The sequence below is a fragment of the Streptomyces sp. NBC_00691 genome (genome assembly GCF_036226665.1).
Taxonomy (GTDB): domain Bacteria; phylum Actinomycetota; class Actinomycetes; order Streptomycetales; family Streptomycetaceae; genus Streptomyces.
In genome coordinates this window covers 3,411,963-3,426,102 of the sequence record NZ_CP109007.1, presented here as the reverse complement: position 1 = coordinate 3,426,102, position 14,140 = coordinate 3,411,963, and the positions used below count along the sequence as shown (strand labels likewise).

At 71.8% G+C, this 14,140-nt stretch carries 12 protein-coding genes; 7 read left to right on the top strand and 5 right to left on the bottom strand.

From position 1 onward, the window contains the following. Nucleotides 1–4: 4 nt before the first annotated feature. The 6 genes from OG392_RS15290 to OG392_RS15265 all read left to right on the top strand — a co-directional run bounded on the left by OG392_RS15290 (nucleotide 5) and on the right by OG392_RS15265 (nucleotide 7,086). A complete protein-coding gene (locus OG392_RS15290; RefSeq protein ID WP_329279621.1) occupies nucleotides 5–1,795 on the top strand; it encodes an outer membrane protein assembly factor BamB family protein in 1,791 nt (596 codons plus the stop codon). Nucleotides 1,796–1,955: 160 nt separating this feature from the next. Continuing rightward, nucleotides 1,956–2,642, top strand: coding sequence for a response regulator transcription factor (locus OG392_RS15285; RefSeq protein WP_329287289.1), 687 nt, complete (start codon nucleotides 1,956–1,958; stop codon nucleotides 2,640–2,642). 183 nt (nucleotides 2,643–2,825) lie between these two features. Next, nucleotides 2,826–3,869 carry a galactose-1-phosphate uridylyltransferase gene (gene galT, locus OG392_RS15280; RefSeq protein WP_329279619.1) on the top strand — a complete coding sequence of 348 codons (1,044 nt, stop codon included), beginning with the start codon at nucleotides 2,826–2,828 and terminating at the stop codon, nucleotides 3,867–3,869. Beyond that, nucleotides 3,866–4,849 carry a UDP-glucose 4-epimerase GalE gene (gene galE, locus OG392_RS15275; protein ID WP_329279617.1) on the top strand — a complete coding sequence of 328 codons (984 nt, stop codon included), beginning with the start codon at nucleotides 3,866–3,868 and terminating at the stop codon, nucleotides 4,847–4,849. The genes galT and galE overlap by 4 nt, the downstream gene beginning before the upstream one ends. Continuing rightward, nucleotides 4,846–5,985 carry a galactokinase gene (galK, locus tag OG392_RS15270; RefSeq protein ID WP_329279615.1) on the top strand — a complete coding sequence of 380 codons (1,140 nt, stop codon included), beginning with the start codon at nucleotides 4,846–4,848 and terminating at the stop codon, nucleotides 5,983–5,985. Before galE ends, galK begins: the two co-directional genes overlap by 4 nt. A 300-nt stretch (nucleotides 5,986–6,285) precedes the next feature. Continuing rightward, nucleotides 6,286–7,086 (top strand): response regulator transcription factor, encoded by an 801-nt coding sequence (locus OG392_RS15265; RefSeq protein ID WP_329279613.1) that lies wholly within the window; start codon nucleotides 6,286–6,288, stop codon nucleotides 7,084–7,086. On the opposite strand, the gene OG392_RS15260 is transcribed toward OG392_RS15265, so the two are convergent. Then, nucleotides 7,045–7,542: a MarR family winged helix-turn-helix transcriptional regulator gene (locus OG392_RS15260; RefSeq protein ID WP_030315385.1), complete on the bottom strand. Its 498-nt coding sequence runs from the start codon at nucleotides 7,540–7,542 to the stop codon at nucleotides 7,045–7,047. The two genes, OG392_RS15265 and OG392_RS15260, sit on opposite strands and share 42 nt — an antisense overlap. Before the next feature lie 163 nt (nucleotides 7,543–7,705). On the opposite strand from OG392_RS15260, the gene OG392_RS15255 reads away from it, so the two are divergent. Continuing rightward, entirely contained in the window at nucleotides 7,706–8,548 is an 843-nt protein-coding gene (locus OG392_RS15255; RefSeq protein ID WP_329279610.1) for a trans-aconitate 2-methyltransferase, read from the top strand. 34 nt (nucleotides 8,549–8,582) lie between these two features. Here OG392_RS15255 and OG392_RS15250 read toward each other — a convergent pair whose 3' ends face one another. The 4 genes from OG392_RS15250 to OG392_RS15235 form a co-directional block, all read right to left on the bottom strand. Next, the gene (locus OG392_RS15250) at nucleotides 8,583–10,310 is read right to left on the bottom strand and encodes an FG-GAP repeat domain-containing protein (protein ID WP_329287286.1); all 1,728 of its coding nucleotides are present in this window, start codon (nucleotides 10,308–10,310) and stop codon (nucleotides 8,583–8,585) included. Nucleotides 10,311–10,522: 212 nt separating this feature from the next. Continuing rightward, the gene (locus OG392_RS15245; protein ID WP_329279608.1) at nucleotides 10,523–12,268 is read right to left on the bottom strand and encodes an FG-GAP repeat domain-containing protein; all 1,746 of its coding nucleotides are present in this window, start codon (nucleotides 12,266–12,268) and stop codon (nucleotides 10,523–10,525) included. 197 nt (nucleotides 12,269–12,465) lie between these two features. Beyond that, entirely contained in the window at nucleotides 12,466–13,149 is a 684-nt protein-coding gene (locus OG392_RS15240; protein WP_329287284.1) for a TetR/AcrR family transcriptional regulator, read from the bottom strand. Next, complete coding sequence (locus OG392_RS15235) at nucleotides 13,149–14,120, bottom strand: acyl-CoA desaturase (RefSeq protein WP_329279606.1); 972 nt, start codon at nucleotides 14,118–14,120, stop codon at nucleotides 13,149–13,151. The genes OG392_RS15240 and OG392_RS15235 overlap by 1 nt, the downstream gene beginning before the upstream one ends. Nucleotides 14,121–14,140 lie beyond the last annotated feature (20 nt).

Here is a 14,140-nt window from a genome sequence, read left to right as displayed (position 1 = left end):
ACCGATGACGCAGCCACCCCCGCCGCCGAACCAGCCCCCGGACCCGCAGGGCGGCTTCGGCGCGCCGACACCCCCGCCGCCGCAGCAGCCGGAGCCCGGTTACGGCTACCCGCAGCAGGCACCGCAGCCGGACCAGGGGTACGGGTACCCGCAGCAGCCGTACGGCTATCCGGCGCAGCCCCCCACGCAGCCGCAGCAGGCCTACGGGGCCGGCTACCAGCAGCCGGCCCAGCCGCCGTACGGCTACCCGCAGCAGCAGCCCTACGGCTATCAGCAGCCCCCCACCGCCGCGGTCCCGGCCGCGGCGCCCGGCGGCGGAAAGAAGCTGTCGGCGCAGCTCCAGATCATCATCGCGGCGGTCGTCGCCGTCGTCCTGATCGTCGGTGCCGGCATCTGGTACGCCAACTCCGGTGACGGCGGCGGCAAGGGCGAGGAGGCCAAGGGCACGGCGGGAACCTCACAGGGGACCACCGGCGGTGGTTCCGGCGACACCAAGGGCGTCGGTGGCGGCGGCAAGGAGCAGCCGCCGGCGAACGCCAAGGCGAAGCTGACGTTCAAGGTGGACCAGCCGGTCGTGCCGGACGTCACCGACGTCTCGGGTTCCTGGCTCACCGACAAGGCGTTCGTGAAGACGGGCGTCAACGCGATCTCCGCCTACGACCGCGACAAGGGCTCCGTCCTGTGGACGCTGCCCCTGACCGGTCAGGTCTGCGGCAGCTCGCGTCACCTGACGGCCGACAACAAGCTGGCGATCCTCTTCGAGGCCAAGAAGCGCGTCGCGCCGCGCTACTACCAGCAGTGCACCGAGATCGGCCTGGTCGACCTGAACGCCGGAAAGCTGCTGTGGTCCACCTCGGTCACGGGCGGCACCGGCGGTGACGCGAAGGTCCGGTTCGGCGAGATCACGCTGAGCGGGAAGACGGTCGCGGCCGGCGGTTCCGACGGCGGCGCCGCGTTCGACGTCGCCAACGGCAACCCGCGCTGGAAGCCGCAGGCCAACGACCAGGGCTGCTACGACCTGGGGTACGGCGGCGGCGAGGGTCTCGTCGCGGTCCGCAAGTGCGGCACGTACGACGCCCAGTACGTGATGATCCAGAACCTCGATCCGCTGACGGGCGCCCCGGTCTCGCAGTTCAAGATGCCGACCGGCGTCAAGTACGCGTCCGTGGTCTCCACCAAGCCGCTGGTCGTCGCCGCCGACGTCGGCGACAGCGCCGGCGACGGCAGCGGCATCTCGGACTTCTTCTCCATCGACGAGAAGACCGGGAAGCTGAAGGCGAAGATCACGGCGGACGCCGACCAGTACGCGGGCCGCTGCCGCTCGACCAAGGTCGAGTCCTGCACGAAGATCCTCGTCGGCAACGGCCGGCTGTACGTGCCGACCGAGGAGCACGAGGGCTCCACCGGGGAGTTCGGCGACGAGACGAACGAGATCATCGGCTTCGACCTGGCCACCGGGAAGACGGTGCCGGCGAAGGCGGACGCGGGTGACAAGTACACCCTGACCCCGCTCCGCATGGACGGCGGCAACCTGATCGCCTACAAGGAACCGCCCTACAACCAGGGCGGCCGGATCGTCTCCGTCGACGGCGGCACGATGAAGGAGACGCTCCTCCTGGAGTACCCGGCGGACAAGACCAGCCACGATGTGGAGAAGTCGTTCTCCCCGGGCTACGCGGAGATCCTGTACGGCGACGGGCGGGTGTTCATGTCCGACATGATGCTCTCCAAGCCGCGGGCGTCGGCGTCGCCGGACGACAAGGAGTATCTGGCGGTGTCGTTCAGCACCCATTGAACTCGTTGACATCGCACGGATGTCCGTGAGGTTCGCGCGGCCCGGCGCGTCGGTTCACCCCGACGCGCCGGGCCGTTTGCGCGGGGTGCCGGTGGGTGAGGAATTCGAGGTCGAGCGGGTGGCCGGTGGACGGCGGCCCGGAGGATGGGGGATGACCGGGATGGGCGTACGGCTCGTGGTGGTGGACGACCACCGCCTGCTCGCGGAGGCGCTCGCCTCGGCGCTGAAGCTGCGCGGGCACCGGGTGCTCGCGGCGGCCGCGCCGGTGGCGGGGGCGGCGGAGCTCGTGGTGAGCCGGGCGCCGGAGGTCTGTCTCCTGGGCACGGCCGCCCCCGCCGAGCCGGGGGCCTTCGACGTGGTCGTACGGATCAAGCGCGAGCGGCCGCAGGTGGCCGTGGTGGTGCTCGGTCCGGTGCCCTCGCCGCGGGGGATCGCGGCGGCGTTCGCCGCCGGGGCCTCGGGGTACGTGCGGCACGACGAGCGCATCGAGGGTGTCGAGCGCGCCCTGGTGAAGGCGAGGGCGGGGGAGTCGGCGGTGGCGCCGCAGCTGCTCCAGTCGGCCTTCGCGGAGCTGCTGCACCCCTCGGCGCAGCCGGACGACGAGGGGCAGCGGCTGCTGCGGCTGCTGACGCAGCGGGAGGTGGAGGTCCTCGTCCGGGTCGCGGAGGGGGAGGACACCCGGCTGATCGCGGAGGGGATGGGGATCGCGCCGAGCACGGCCCGGACCCATGTGCAGCGGGTCCTGATGAAGCTGGGGGTGGGCTCGCGGCTGGAGGCGGCGGCCCTCGCGGCTCGTACGGGGCTGCTCGACCGTGCGGTGCCGGTGCAGCGGGGTCCGTCGCCCTGACCCGTCGGGTCCCGCGGCGGTCGGGTCCTCCGGCCTTACGGCCTTCTGATCTTCCGGCCTTCTGATCTTCCGGGTGAAGCCCGGTCCCTTCGTTCGGGGGAGGGGCCGGGCTTCGCCGTTGACGGTGATGTTGGAATGTGATTCCTTGTGCGTGGTTATGTTTGAACCGCCGGAGGGCACCCCGTGAAGAAGACCGTCACCACGCTCGCCGACGGGCGCGAGCTGATCTACTACGACACCCGTGACGACGCCGTCCGCACCGCCGTCGACACGCGGCCGCTCGACCCCGTCGCCTCCGCCACCGAGCTCCGGTACGACGCGCTCCTCGGGGACTCCGTCGCCGTCGCCTCGCACCGCCAGGGCCGGACCTACCACCCGCCGGCCGGCGAGTGCCCGCTCTGCCCCTCCGGCGACGGACGGCAGAGCGAGATCCCGGCCCCCGACTACGAGGTCGTCGTCTTCGAGAACCGCTTCCCCACCCTCGCCGGGGAGTCCGGCCGCTGCGAGGTCGTCTGCTTCACCGCCGACCACGAGGCCTCCTTCGCCGACCTCACCCCCGAACGGGCCGCCCTCGTGCTCGACGCCTGGACCGACCGCACCACCGAACTCGCCGCCCGCCCCGGTGTCGAGCAGGTGTACTGCTTCGAGAACCGCGGCGCCGAGATCGGCGTCACCCTCGCCCACCCCCACGGGCAGATCTACGCCTACCCGTCCGCCACGCCCCGCACCGCCCTCATGCAGCGGCACGCGGCCGAGCACCGGGCGCGCACCGGAGGCAATCTGTTCGACGACGTCGTCGCCCGGGAACGCGCCGACGCCGAGCGGATCGTCCTGGAGACCGGGCACTGGATCGCCTTCGTGCCGTACGCCGCCCACTGGCCGTACGAGGTCCACCTCTACCCGACCCGCCGCGTCCCCGACCTGCGCGCGCTCGACGAGGAGGCCCGCACAGAGTTCCCACAGATCTATCTGGAACTCTTGAGGCGCTTCGACCGGATCTTCGGACCCGAGGAGCCGCCGACGCCGTACATCTCCGCCTGGCACCAGGCGCCGTTCACCGGTGCGGACCGCGAGGAGTTCGCCCTGCACCTGGAACTCTTCACCGTCCGCCGGACGTCCGGCAGGCTCAAGTACCTCGCGGGCACCGAGTCCGGCATGAGCGCGTTCAGCAACGACGTGCCGCCGGAGACGGCGGCCCGGCGCATCCGAGAGGTGGCAGGCAAGTGACCGAGGCAGTGCGGAAGTACCTGGTGACCGGCGGGGCCGGATACGTGGGCAGCGTCGTCGCCGCCCACCTCCTGGAACGGGGCCACCGGGTCGCCGTCCTCGACGACCTCTCCACCGGCTTCGCCGAAGCCGTCCCGGCGGGCGCCGAGTTCATCGAGGGCCGCGTCCAGGACGCGGCCCGCTGGCTGGACGACTCCTACGACGGCGTCCTGCACTTCGCCGCCTTCTCGCAGGTCGGCGAGTCCGTCGGCAAGCCCGAGAAGTACTGGGAGAACAACGTAGGCGGCACCATGGCCCTGCTCGCCGCCATGCGCTCCGCCGGCGTCCGCAGGCTGGTCTTCTCCTCCACCGCCGCGACCTACGGCGAGCCGGCGAACATCCCGATCACCGAGACCGCGCCGACCGCCCCCACCAGCCCCTACGGGGCGAGCAAGCTCGCCGTCGACCACATGATCGGCGGGGAGTGCACCGCCCACGGTCTCGCCGCCGTCTCGCTGCGCTACTTCAACGTCGCGGGCGCGTACGGCTCGCTCGGCGAGCGCCACGCGCCCGAGTCGCACCTCGTCCCGCTCGTCCTCCAGGTCGCCCTCGGCGGCCGTGAGGCGATCTCCGTGTACGGCGACGACTACCCCACCCCCGACGGCACCTGCGTCCGCGACTACATCCACGTCGCCGACCTCGCGGAGGCCCACCTCCTCGCGCTCGACGCCATGACGGCGGGCGAGCACCTCATCTGCAACCTCGGCAACGGCAACGGATTCTCCGTCCGTGAGGTCGTCGAGACCGTACGGAAGGTCACCGGGCACCCGATCCCGGAGGTCATGGCCCCGCGCCGGGCCGGCGACCCCGCCGTCCTCGTCGCCTCCGCCGAGGCGGCCCGCGAGCGGCTCGGCTGGACGCCGTCCCGCCCGGACCTGGCCGATGTCGTCGCCGACGCCTGGGCCTTCGCGCGGGCGCGTCACGAAGGAGACCACGCATGAGCGTCGCCGCCGACTTCGAGGCGCTGTACGGCGCCGCCCCCGACGGTGTCTGGGCCGCCCCCGGCCGGGTCAACCTCATCGGGGAGTACACCGACTTCAACGACGGGTTCGTGCTGCCGCTCGCGCTGCCGCACACCACCGTCGCCGCCGTCGCCCGCCGGGACGACGGGGTACTGCGCCTGCACTCCGCCGACATCGACGGCGGCATCGTCCAGCTCGCGGTCGACTCCCTCGCACCGCTGTCCGGCGGCGGCTGGGCCGCCTACCCGGCCGGCGTCGTCTGGGCGCTGCGGGAGGCCGGGCACCCGGTCGCCGGCGCGGACGTCCACCTCGCCTCGACCGTGCCGACCGGCGCCGGGCTCTCCTCCTCCGCGGCCCTGGAGGTCGTCACCGCGCTGGCCCTGAACGACCTGTTCGGGCTCGGGCTGTCCCGGCCCGAGCTCGCCCGGCTCGCCCAGCGCGCCGAGAACGCCTTCGTCGGCGTCCCCTGCGGGGTGATGGACCAGATGGCCTCCGCCTGCGCCGAGGAGGGCCACGCCCTGTACCTGGACACCCGGGACCTCTCGTACCGCCAGGTCCCCTTCGACCTGGCCCGGGAGGGGCTGCGGCTGCTCGTCGTCGACACCCGGGTGAAGCACGCGCTCGGCGACGGCGCGTACGCCGAGCGGCGCGCCGGTTGCGAAGCGGGTGCGCGGGCGCTCGGCGCCAGGGCCCTGCGTGACGTGAGCGTCGTGCAACTGCCCGAAGCCCTCGAACTGCTGGGCGACGAGACGGTACTGCGCTACGTGCGGCACGTCGTCACCGACAACGCGCGCGTGGAGCGGACCATCGCGCTGCTCGACGCCGGGGAGACCCGGGCCGTCGGCCCCGTCCTCACCGAGGGACACGCCTCCCTCCGGGACGATCTGCGGGTCTCCTGCCCGGAGCTCGACCTGGTCGTCGAGACGGCGAACGCCGCCGGGGCGCTCGGTGCCCGGATGACCGGCGGCGGCTTCGGCGGCTCCGCCGTCGTCCTCGTCGACACCGACCGGGCGGACGCGGTCGCCGCCGCCGTCGAGAAGGCCTTCGCCGAGGCCGGCCATGCCGCCCCCGGCATCTTCACCGCCGTGCCCTCGGCAGGTGCGCGCCGCCTCTGACCCGCCCCGCGGAACCATCCGTACGGCGCGCGGGAGCCCCGTGGAGAGCCGTCGGCACCCCTCGTACTCCCGTACGACTTCGGACAGTTCCATGAATCGGCCCCCGCCGTGACGCCCCGCCCCTACTCTGAGGGGCAGCGCCGGTGGGGGCCGGTGCCGTTCAGGGGGCGAGACCCGGTCGGGTACGGCGCCGGTAGCGGGGTAACACTCAACGCACGGCGGCGGCCGCGCGGATGACGGACCCGCCTCCGACGCCGTACCCGCTTCGGTTTTCCCGTTCCTCGACACTTGGGGGTGTCCGTGGCACGTATCCGTGTCCTGGTGGTGGACGACCACCGCGTCTTCGCCGAATCGCTGGCCGCCGCGCTCGCCGCCGAGCCCGATGTCGACGTCGCCGCCGCGGGAAGCGGCCCGGCCGCACTGCGCTGCCTGGAGCGCGGCGCCGCCGAGGGCCGCAGGTTCGACGTGCTGCTCGTCGACGCCGAGCTGGGCGCCGGTCCCGCCGGGGCCGTGGCCCGCGCGGTGCCGGACGACCCCGAGGGCGCCGTCGACGGGATCTCCCTGGTCGCGGGCGTGCGCGGGATCCAGCCCGCCGTCCGCACCGTCGTCCTGGCGGAGAAGGACGACCCGCACCGGGCCGCCCTGGCGCTCCAGGCCGGGGCCTCCGGCTGGGTCGCGAAGGACTGCTCGCTCCAGCGGCTCCTCGCGGTGGTCCGCGGGGTCCTGCGGGACGAGACGCATCTGCCGCCCGCGCTGCTCACGGGTGTGCTGCGCGAGCTGACGGCGGCCCGCAAGCACCGGACGGACAGTGAGCGGCTCGTGGAGGCGCTGACCCCGCGCGAGCGGGAGGTGCTGCGCTGCATGGTGGCGGGCCTGGGGCGCAAGGCCGTCGCCGAGCGCCTCTTCCTGTCCCCGCACACCGTCCGTACGCACATGCAGAACGTGCTGGGGAAGCTGGGCGTGCACTCGACCCTGGCGGCGGTCGCCCTGGCCCGGCGGGCGGGGGTGGGGCCGGCCCAGCTGGGCGAGGCGCCGCTCTCCGGAGTGCCGGGGGACGGACTAGCCGGGGACGTTGTCGAACGGGGCGGTCAGCTGGCGTAGCAGAGCGGCCAGTTCGCCGCGCTGGCCCCGGGAGAGCTGGGCCAGGATGGCCCGCTCCTGGGCGAGCAGCCCGGCGAGCGCCTCGTCGGCGCGGTCGCGGCCCTCGGGGGTGAGCCGGACCAGGACGCCGCGCCGGTCGCTGGGGTCGGGGAGCCGTTCGACGAGGCCCTTCTTGGTGAGCCGGTCGATACGGTTGGTCATGGTGCCGGAGGTGACCAGGGTCTGGGTCAGCAGCTGGCCGGGGGAGAGCTGGTACGGGGCTCCGGCGCGGCGCAGGGAGGTGAGGACGTCGAACTCCCAGGGCTCCAGCTGGTGCTCGGAGAAGGCGAGGCGACGGGCGCGGTCGAGGTGCCGGGCGAGCCGCGAGACGCGGCTGAGCACCTCGAGCGGTTCCACGTCGAGGTCGGGGCGCTCGCGGCGCCATGCTGCGACCAGTCGGTCGACCTCGTCCTCCATGACGATCAGTGTAGAGGGTCTGTTGACATAAAGTCTCTTGGGGTCGAGTTTCTCTATGTCGAGTATCTTGGAGTCAAGATATATTTCCCCGGACTGTGGGGAAGGGACCCGGCCGGAACTCCGTTCCGCTTCGGCAACTCGTTCCAGCAAGGGGGCTTCGAACATGCATTCCGTTGAATCCGCCGCACCATCCGCGCCGACATGGGATCCACAGCAGTACCTCCGGCACTCGGGCCACCGCACACGGCCCTTCCTCGACCTGCTCACCCGAATACCGCACCTGCCCGCGCAGGAGCGGCCCGCCCGAATCGCCGACCTCGGGTGTGGCCCCGGCAACGTGACGGTCCTCCTCGCGGACCGCTGGGCCGACGCCCACATCACCGGTTTCGACCTCTCGCCCGCCATGCTGGAACAGGCCGACAAGGACTGGTCCGGCACCACCCGCGGCGGTGGCTGGATCGACTTCCGGCCCGCCGACGCCGCGCACTGGACCCCCACCGAGCCCTACGACCTGATCGTCTCCAACGCGGCCCTCCAGTGGGTGCCCAACCATCCCGAGTCCTTCGCCGGCTGGATCGACGGACTCCGGCCCGGCGGCACCCTCGCCTTCCAGGTCCCCGGCAACTTCACCTCGCCCAGTCACGCCCTCCTCGGTGAACTCTGCGACACCCCCGAATGGCGCGGCCGCCTGGGCGACCAGGGCCGGCGTTTCGTCCACATCCTCGACACCTCCGACTACCTCACCCGCCTCACCGACCTCGGCTGCGAGACGGATGTCTGGGAGACCACGTACTGCCAGCTGCTCCAGGGCGAGGACCCCGTCCTCGACTGGGTCAAGGGAACGGCCCTGCGGCCCGTCCTCACCACCCTGGGCGACGACCAGGACGCGGTCGACGCCTTCCTCGGGCAGTACCGGGACCTGCTCCGCGAGGCCTACCCCCCGGGGCCGCACGGCACGGTGTTCCCGTTCCGCCGGATCTTCGCGGTCGCCCGCAAGCCCCACTGACGCGCGCGGCCCGGCACACGCGGACGCGGGGTCCTCAGGACATCGCGTTGTAGATCTGGAAGCCGGTGCCGATCCTGGTCCGGGTGCCGAACTTGCCCGGCGTGGTGTTCAGGTAGCTGTAGAGGTCGCCGCCCGAGGTCACCCCCAGCAGGTCGCCCTTGCCGTCGCCGTTCAGGTCGCCCGGCGAGACCAGCTTGCCGTACGTGTTCCAGCCGGTGCCGGCCTTCACCCGCGCACCGAGCGGGGCGGCCGCGTTGCCCGTGCCCGGGTACACGTACAGGTCGCCGCCCGAGGTACGGGCCACGATGTCCGCGCGCCCGTCGCCGGTGTAGTCGCCCGCGCCGAGGATCTTGTTGAAGGAGCCCCAGCCGGAGCCGACCTTGACGCGGCCCGCGAATCCCGTGCTCTGCCCGTTGCCCTTGTAGAGGTACAGGTTGCCGGAGCGGTCGCGGGCCAGCAGGTCGCCCTTGCCGTCGCCGCTCAGGTCGCCCGGGCCGACGAGCGCGTTGTAGACGCCCCAGCCCGAGCCGATGAAGACGCCGTCGATGTAGAGACCGTTGTCGAAGAGCTGCGCGAGGTCGGACGAGTTGTCCGGGTCCAGCGAGGACAGGTGCGTGTAGTCGGCACCGCGCCAACCGCCCGTGTCGCCGTACTGGCCGCGCGCGGAGAGCAGGCCGTTGGTCCGGTTGTTGTACCAGAACATCGTGCCGGCCGCGTCCCGCGCGAAGAGGCCTTCCCTGGTGCCGGCGACCGGGTTGTTGCTCGCCCCGCCGAACTGCGGGACGCCTTCCCAGCCGCCGACCGAGCTGGCCTGCGTACGGGGTGCCAGGGTGCCGTCGCCCTTGCCGGTGTAGTACCAGAAGGTGCCCTTGGCGTCGCGGGCGAGCAGTTCGCCGCTTCCGTCGCCGTTGTCGTCGCCCACGGGAACGATCGTGTTGTAGATGTTCCAGCCGGTACCGGCCGACACCCGGGTCGCGAACGGCCGGCTCTTGTCGCCGGTTCCGGCGTAGAACCACAGGGTGCCGGCGGTGTCACGGGCGTACAGGTCGGACCAGCCGTCGCGGTTGTCGTCACCGAAGCCGACGAGCTGGTCGTAGATGTTCCAGCCGGTGCCGATCTTCACCCGCGCCGAGAACGGCGCGCTGCGCGAGCCCGTCGCGTAGTACAGGTACAGGTTGCCGCCGGTGTCGCGGGCGAGCAGGTCCGCCAGGTTGTCGTCGTTCACGTCGCCGGGCGAGAAGAGCTTGTTGTAGATCTGCCAGCCCTGGCCCTGCCACGCGTACGACGCCGAGGTGGGCGTGGCGTCCGCGTACATCGTGAGGGCGCCCTGCTCCGAGAGCGTCAGGATCTCGGGGCCGCCGCCGACCGCGTCCTGGTTGCCGATCGGAACGATGTCCTTCGGGGGCACGGAAGCGGTCCCGTCGAGGACTCCGCCGCCGGTCGCGGCCAGGGAGGTGTAGATCCTGCCGTCCCAGCCGCGGTAGATCAGGTCGCTCACGCCGTCGCCGTCGAGGTCCGACAGCGAATCGGGGACCCTGGACCCCTCGGTGGCGGTGGCGGACGCGTCGGCGCCGGTGGCACGGGCGCGGGCCGCGGCGGGCATCGGCCGCGTCAGCGGCGGCGCGGTGAAGTCGGCCGCGGGCTTCTCGACGGCGAGGTGGGGCGGCGCGGGCCGGTCGGCCGACGCAGGAGTCGCGAGCAGCATGCCCGCGGAGAGAACGAGGGCGGTGCAGGCCGCGAGGCGAGCACGCGTGGAGTGCACAGAACGCAAGAGATCCCCCCCAGGGATCAGAATGTCGTCGGACCGGGGACGGGTGTCCGCGGCACCTCCGTACGGCAGAAAGCGCATGCGAAGGGCGAACACCCCCGGGTCCTCGGGAGCATACCGCCCGGGGGTGACAGAGACCCGCGGGAAGGGGGGCGCCCCGTACCGGAGGTCCGGTACGGGGCGCCCCAGGTGTCCGGGAGACGGTGCTACGACATGGTGTTGTAGATCTGGAAGCCGCCGCCGAGCTTGACCCGCGCCGAGAACTTGTTCGGCGCCGTGTTCAGGTAGCGGTACAGGTCGCCGCCCGAGGTCACGGCCAGCAGGTCGGCCTTGCCGTCGGCGTTCAGGTCGCCGGGGGCGATCACCTTGCCGTACGTGTTCCAGCCGCTGCCGACCTTCACGCGGGCCTTGAACGGGGCCGCCGCGTTGCCCGTGCCCGGGTACACGTACAGGTCGCCGCCCGAGGTGCGGGCCGCGATGTCGGTGCGGCCGTCGCCGGTGAAGTCGCCGGCGCCGAGGATCTTGTTGTACGCGCCCCAGCCGGAGCCGACCTTGACGCGCGTCGCGAACGCCGAGCCCTGCCCGTTGCCCTTGTAGAGGTACAGGATGCCGGAGCGGTCGCGGGCCAGCAGGTCGCCCTTGCCGTCGCCGCTCAGATCGCCCGGGCCGACGAGCGCGTTGTAGACGCCCCAGCCGCTGCCGATCATGTAGTCGCCGATGTAGAGATCGCCGTAGGGGTCGCCGGCGGCCGTCACGGCGACGTCGGCGAACCCGTCCGCGTTGAGCGAGGACAGGTTCGAGAGGGTCAGACCGCTCGCCTCGCCCGGAGCGAGGATCTCCACGCGCGGGGCCAGCTTGCCGGTGGCGGTGTTGACGTAGACGTACGCCGCCCCGCCGGGGGTGGTCGCGATGACGCTTCCCTTGCCCGTGTACGGGACGTTGCCCGCGCCGGCGAGCTGGGTGATGCCCGTCAGGTCGCCCGTGCCGCCGAGCTGACGGCGGCCGCCCAGGGTGCCGTTGCCGTTGGCGGCGTAGTAGAAGAGCGTGCCCGCGTCGTCACGGGCCAGCAGGTCGCCGTCACCGCCGCGCAGGATCTGGTTGTAGGCGCCCCAGCCGACGCCGACGGACTTGCGGGGACCGAACGGCTTGTTCTTGTCGCCCGTACCGGCGTAGAACCACAGCGTGCCGGCGGTGTCACGGGCGTACAGGTCGCCCTTGCCGTCGCCGGTGCCGTCACCGAGGCCCACGATCTGGTCGTAGGCGCCCCAGCCGCTGCCGACCAGGATCCGGGCGCCGAGCGGCGCGCTCGGGCTGCCGGTGCCCAGGTACAGGTACAGCGCGCCGTCCAGGGTGCGGGCGAGCACATCGGCGCGGCCGTCACCGTTCACGTCGCCGGGCGAGGTGACCTTGTTGTAGATCTGCCAGCCGCCGCCCACCACCTTGGAGTACGGGGTGCCGGACGGGTCGGCGTCGCTGTACAGGGTGAGCGTGCCGTTCTCGGAGAGGACGAGCACCTCGGGTTCGGTGGTGCTGCCGCTCTGGTTGCCGATCGGGACGATGTCCTTCGCGACGTCCTCGAAGCGGTAGAGGTCGAAGAGGCTCTCCGTCCCCATCGAGGTGTTCGAGTAGAGCTCGCCGTCGATCGCGCGGTAGATGAAGTCGTCGAGGCCGTCCCCGTCCAGGTCGGACAGCGGCAGGGACGCGGCCTCGGCGGAGGCGGCGCCGGCACGGGCGGCGTCCTTCCCCGTGCGGGCGCCCTCCCCGGTGCGGACGGCGTCCTTCTTCGGGAGCGTCAGCTCCGGCTGCGTGAAGGAGGGCTTCACCTTCTCGACCGACGGAACCGGCACCGGGGTGTCGGCGGACGCCGGGCCCGCGAGCAGCATGCCGGCCGAGAGGGCGAGCGCGGTGCAGGCGGCGACCCGACGGGAACGCGTGGAGTTCAGGAACAGCAAGAGATCCCCCCCAGGGATCAGAGTGTCGATGGCCCGGAACGAGGGTTCGCGACGCGTTCGTACGATAGAAAGCGCGTACGAAGGGCGAACGCCGCTCCGGATGGGGGGAGCATATCTTCCGGGTCCGACACCTCTTCAACGAGATATCCCGGCAACCGCGGACCGGGCCCGGCTGCCGGGTCCGGACCCTCCGGGCATCAGCTCTTGCGGCGCCCTATCAACCCCGGCTTCGGCTCCAGGCCGTCCAAGCCGTGCCACGCCAGATTCACCAGATGCGCCGCGACCTCCGCCTTCTTCGGCTTGCGGACGTCCAGCCACCACTGACCCGTCAGCGCCACGCTGCCCACCAGCGCCTGCGCGTACAGCGGCGCCAGCTTAGGGTCGAAGCCCCGGGCCTTGAACTCCAGACCCAGGATGTCCTCCACCTGCGTCGCGATGTCACTGATCAGCGACGCGAACGTGCCCGTCGACTGAGCCACCGGGGAGTCCCGTACGAGAATCCGGAAACCGTCCGTGTAGTTCTCGATGTAGTCGAGCAGCGCGAACGCCGCCTGCTCCAGGAGCTCCCGCGGATGCCCCGCCGTCAGCGCGCCCGTCACCCCGTCGAGGAGCTGGCGCATCTCCCGGTCCACCACGACCGCGTACAGCCCCTCCTTCCCGCCGAAGTGCTCGTACACCACCGGCTTGGACACCCCGGCCTTCGCCGCGATCTCCTCCACCGACGTGCCCTCGAAGCCCTTCTCGGCGAAGAGCGTCCGGCCGATGTCCAGCAGCTGCTCCCGGCGCTCCGCGCCCGTCATCCGCACCCGGCGGCCCCGCCGGGGCTTCTGCTCGCCGCTGCCGGTGCCACTGGTCCTGCCGTCGATCGCCACGTCTTCCATCATGCCGCGTCTGCGGGCGCGCTCTGGCGGCGGGCTTCGACGCGTTCCTTCGCCGGCCAGCGCACGTCGTACGCCCAGCCCGCCTGCTCGAACCAGCGGATCAGCCGCGCGCTGGAGTCGACCTGGCCGCGCAGCACCCCGTGCCGCGCCGACGTCGGGTCCGCGTGGTGCAGGTTGTGCCAGGACTCCCCGCAGGACAGCACCGCCAGCCACCACACGTTGCCCGAACGGTCCCGCGACTTGAACGGACGCTTGCCCACCGCGTGACAGATCGAGTTGATCGACCAGGTCACGTGGTGCAGCAGCGCGACCCGCACCAGCGAGCCCCAGAAGAACGCGGTGAACGCGCCCCACCAGGACATCGTCACCAGACCGCCCACCACCGGCGGGATCGCGAGCGACAGCATCGTCCAGAAGATGAAGTCACGGGAGATCCGCCGGATCGCCGGGTCCTTGATCAGATCGGGCGCGTACTTCGCCTGCGGCGTCCGCTCCTCGTCGAACATCCAGCCGATGTGCGCCCACCACAGGCCCTTCATCAGGGCCGGCACCGTCTCGCCGAAACGCCACGGCGAGTGCGGGTCGCCCTCCGCGTCCGAGAACTTGTGGTGCTTGCGGTGGTCCGCCACCCAGCGCACCAGCGGACCCTCCACCGCCAGCGAACCCATGATCGCGAGCGCGATCCGCAGCGGCCGCTTGGCCTTGAACGAACCATGGGTGAAGTAACGGTGGTAGCCGATCGTGATGCCGTGGCAGCCGATGTAGTACATCGCCACCATCAGCCCCAGATCGAGCCACGACACGCCGCCCCAGCTCCAGGCCAGCGGTACCGCCGCGATCAGGGCGATGAAGGGCACCGTGATGAACAGCAGCAGCGTGATCTGCTCGATCGATCGCTTCTTGTCCCCGCCGAGCGTGCCGGAGGGCAGGGGGTCCTGTTCGGTTTCGAGCAACTCAGGGCTGGTGGTCATAGGTGTCCCATGGGGATGAA

Bases quoted from the DNA above. Each gene is read 5' to 3' on its own strand.
- OG392_RS15290 (WP_329279621.1), top strand. From the start codon at position 5: ATGACGCAGCCACCCCCGCCGCCGAACCAGCCCCCGGACCCGCAGGGC.
- OG392_RS15285 (WP_329287289.1), top strand. From the start codon at position 1,956: ATGGGCGTACGGCTCGTGGTGGTGGACGACCACCGCCTGCTCGCGGAG.
- galK (WP_329279615.1), top strand. From the start codon at position 4,846: ATGAGCGTCGCCGCCGACTTCGAGGCGCTGTACGGCGCCGCCCCCGAC.
- OG392_RS15260 (WP_030315385.1), bottom strand. From the start codon at position 7,542: ATGGAGGACGAGGTCGACCGACTGGTCGCAGCATGGCGCCGCGAGCGC.
- OG392_RS15255 (WP_329279610.1), top strand. From the start codon at position 7,706: ATGCATTCCGTTGAATCCGCCGCACCATCCGCGCCGACATGGGATCCA.
- OG392_RS15240 (WP_329287284.1), bottom strand. From the start codon at position 13,149: ATGGAAGACGTGGCGATCGACGGCAGGACCAGTGGCACCGGCAGCGGC.
- OG392_RS15235 (WP_329279606.1), bottom strand. From the start codon at position 14,120: ATGACCACCAGCCCTGAGTTGCTCGAAACCGAACAGGACCCCCTGCCC.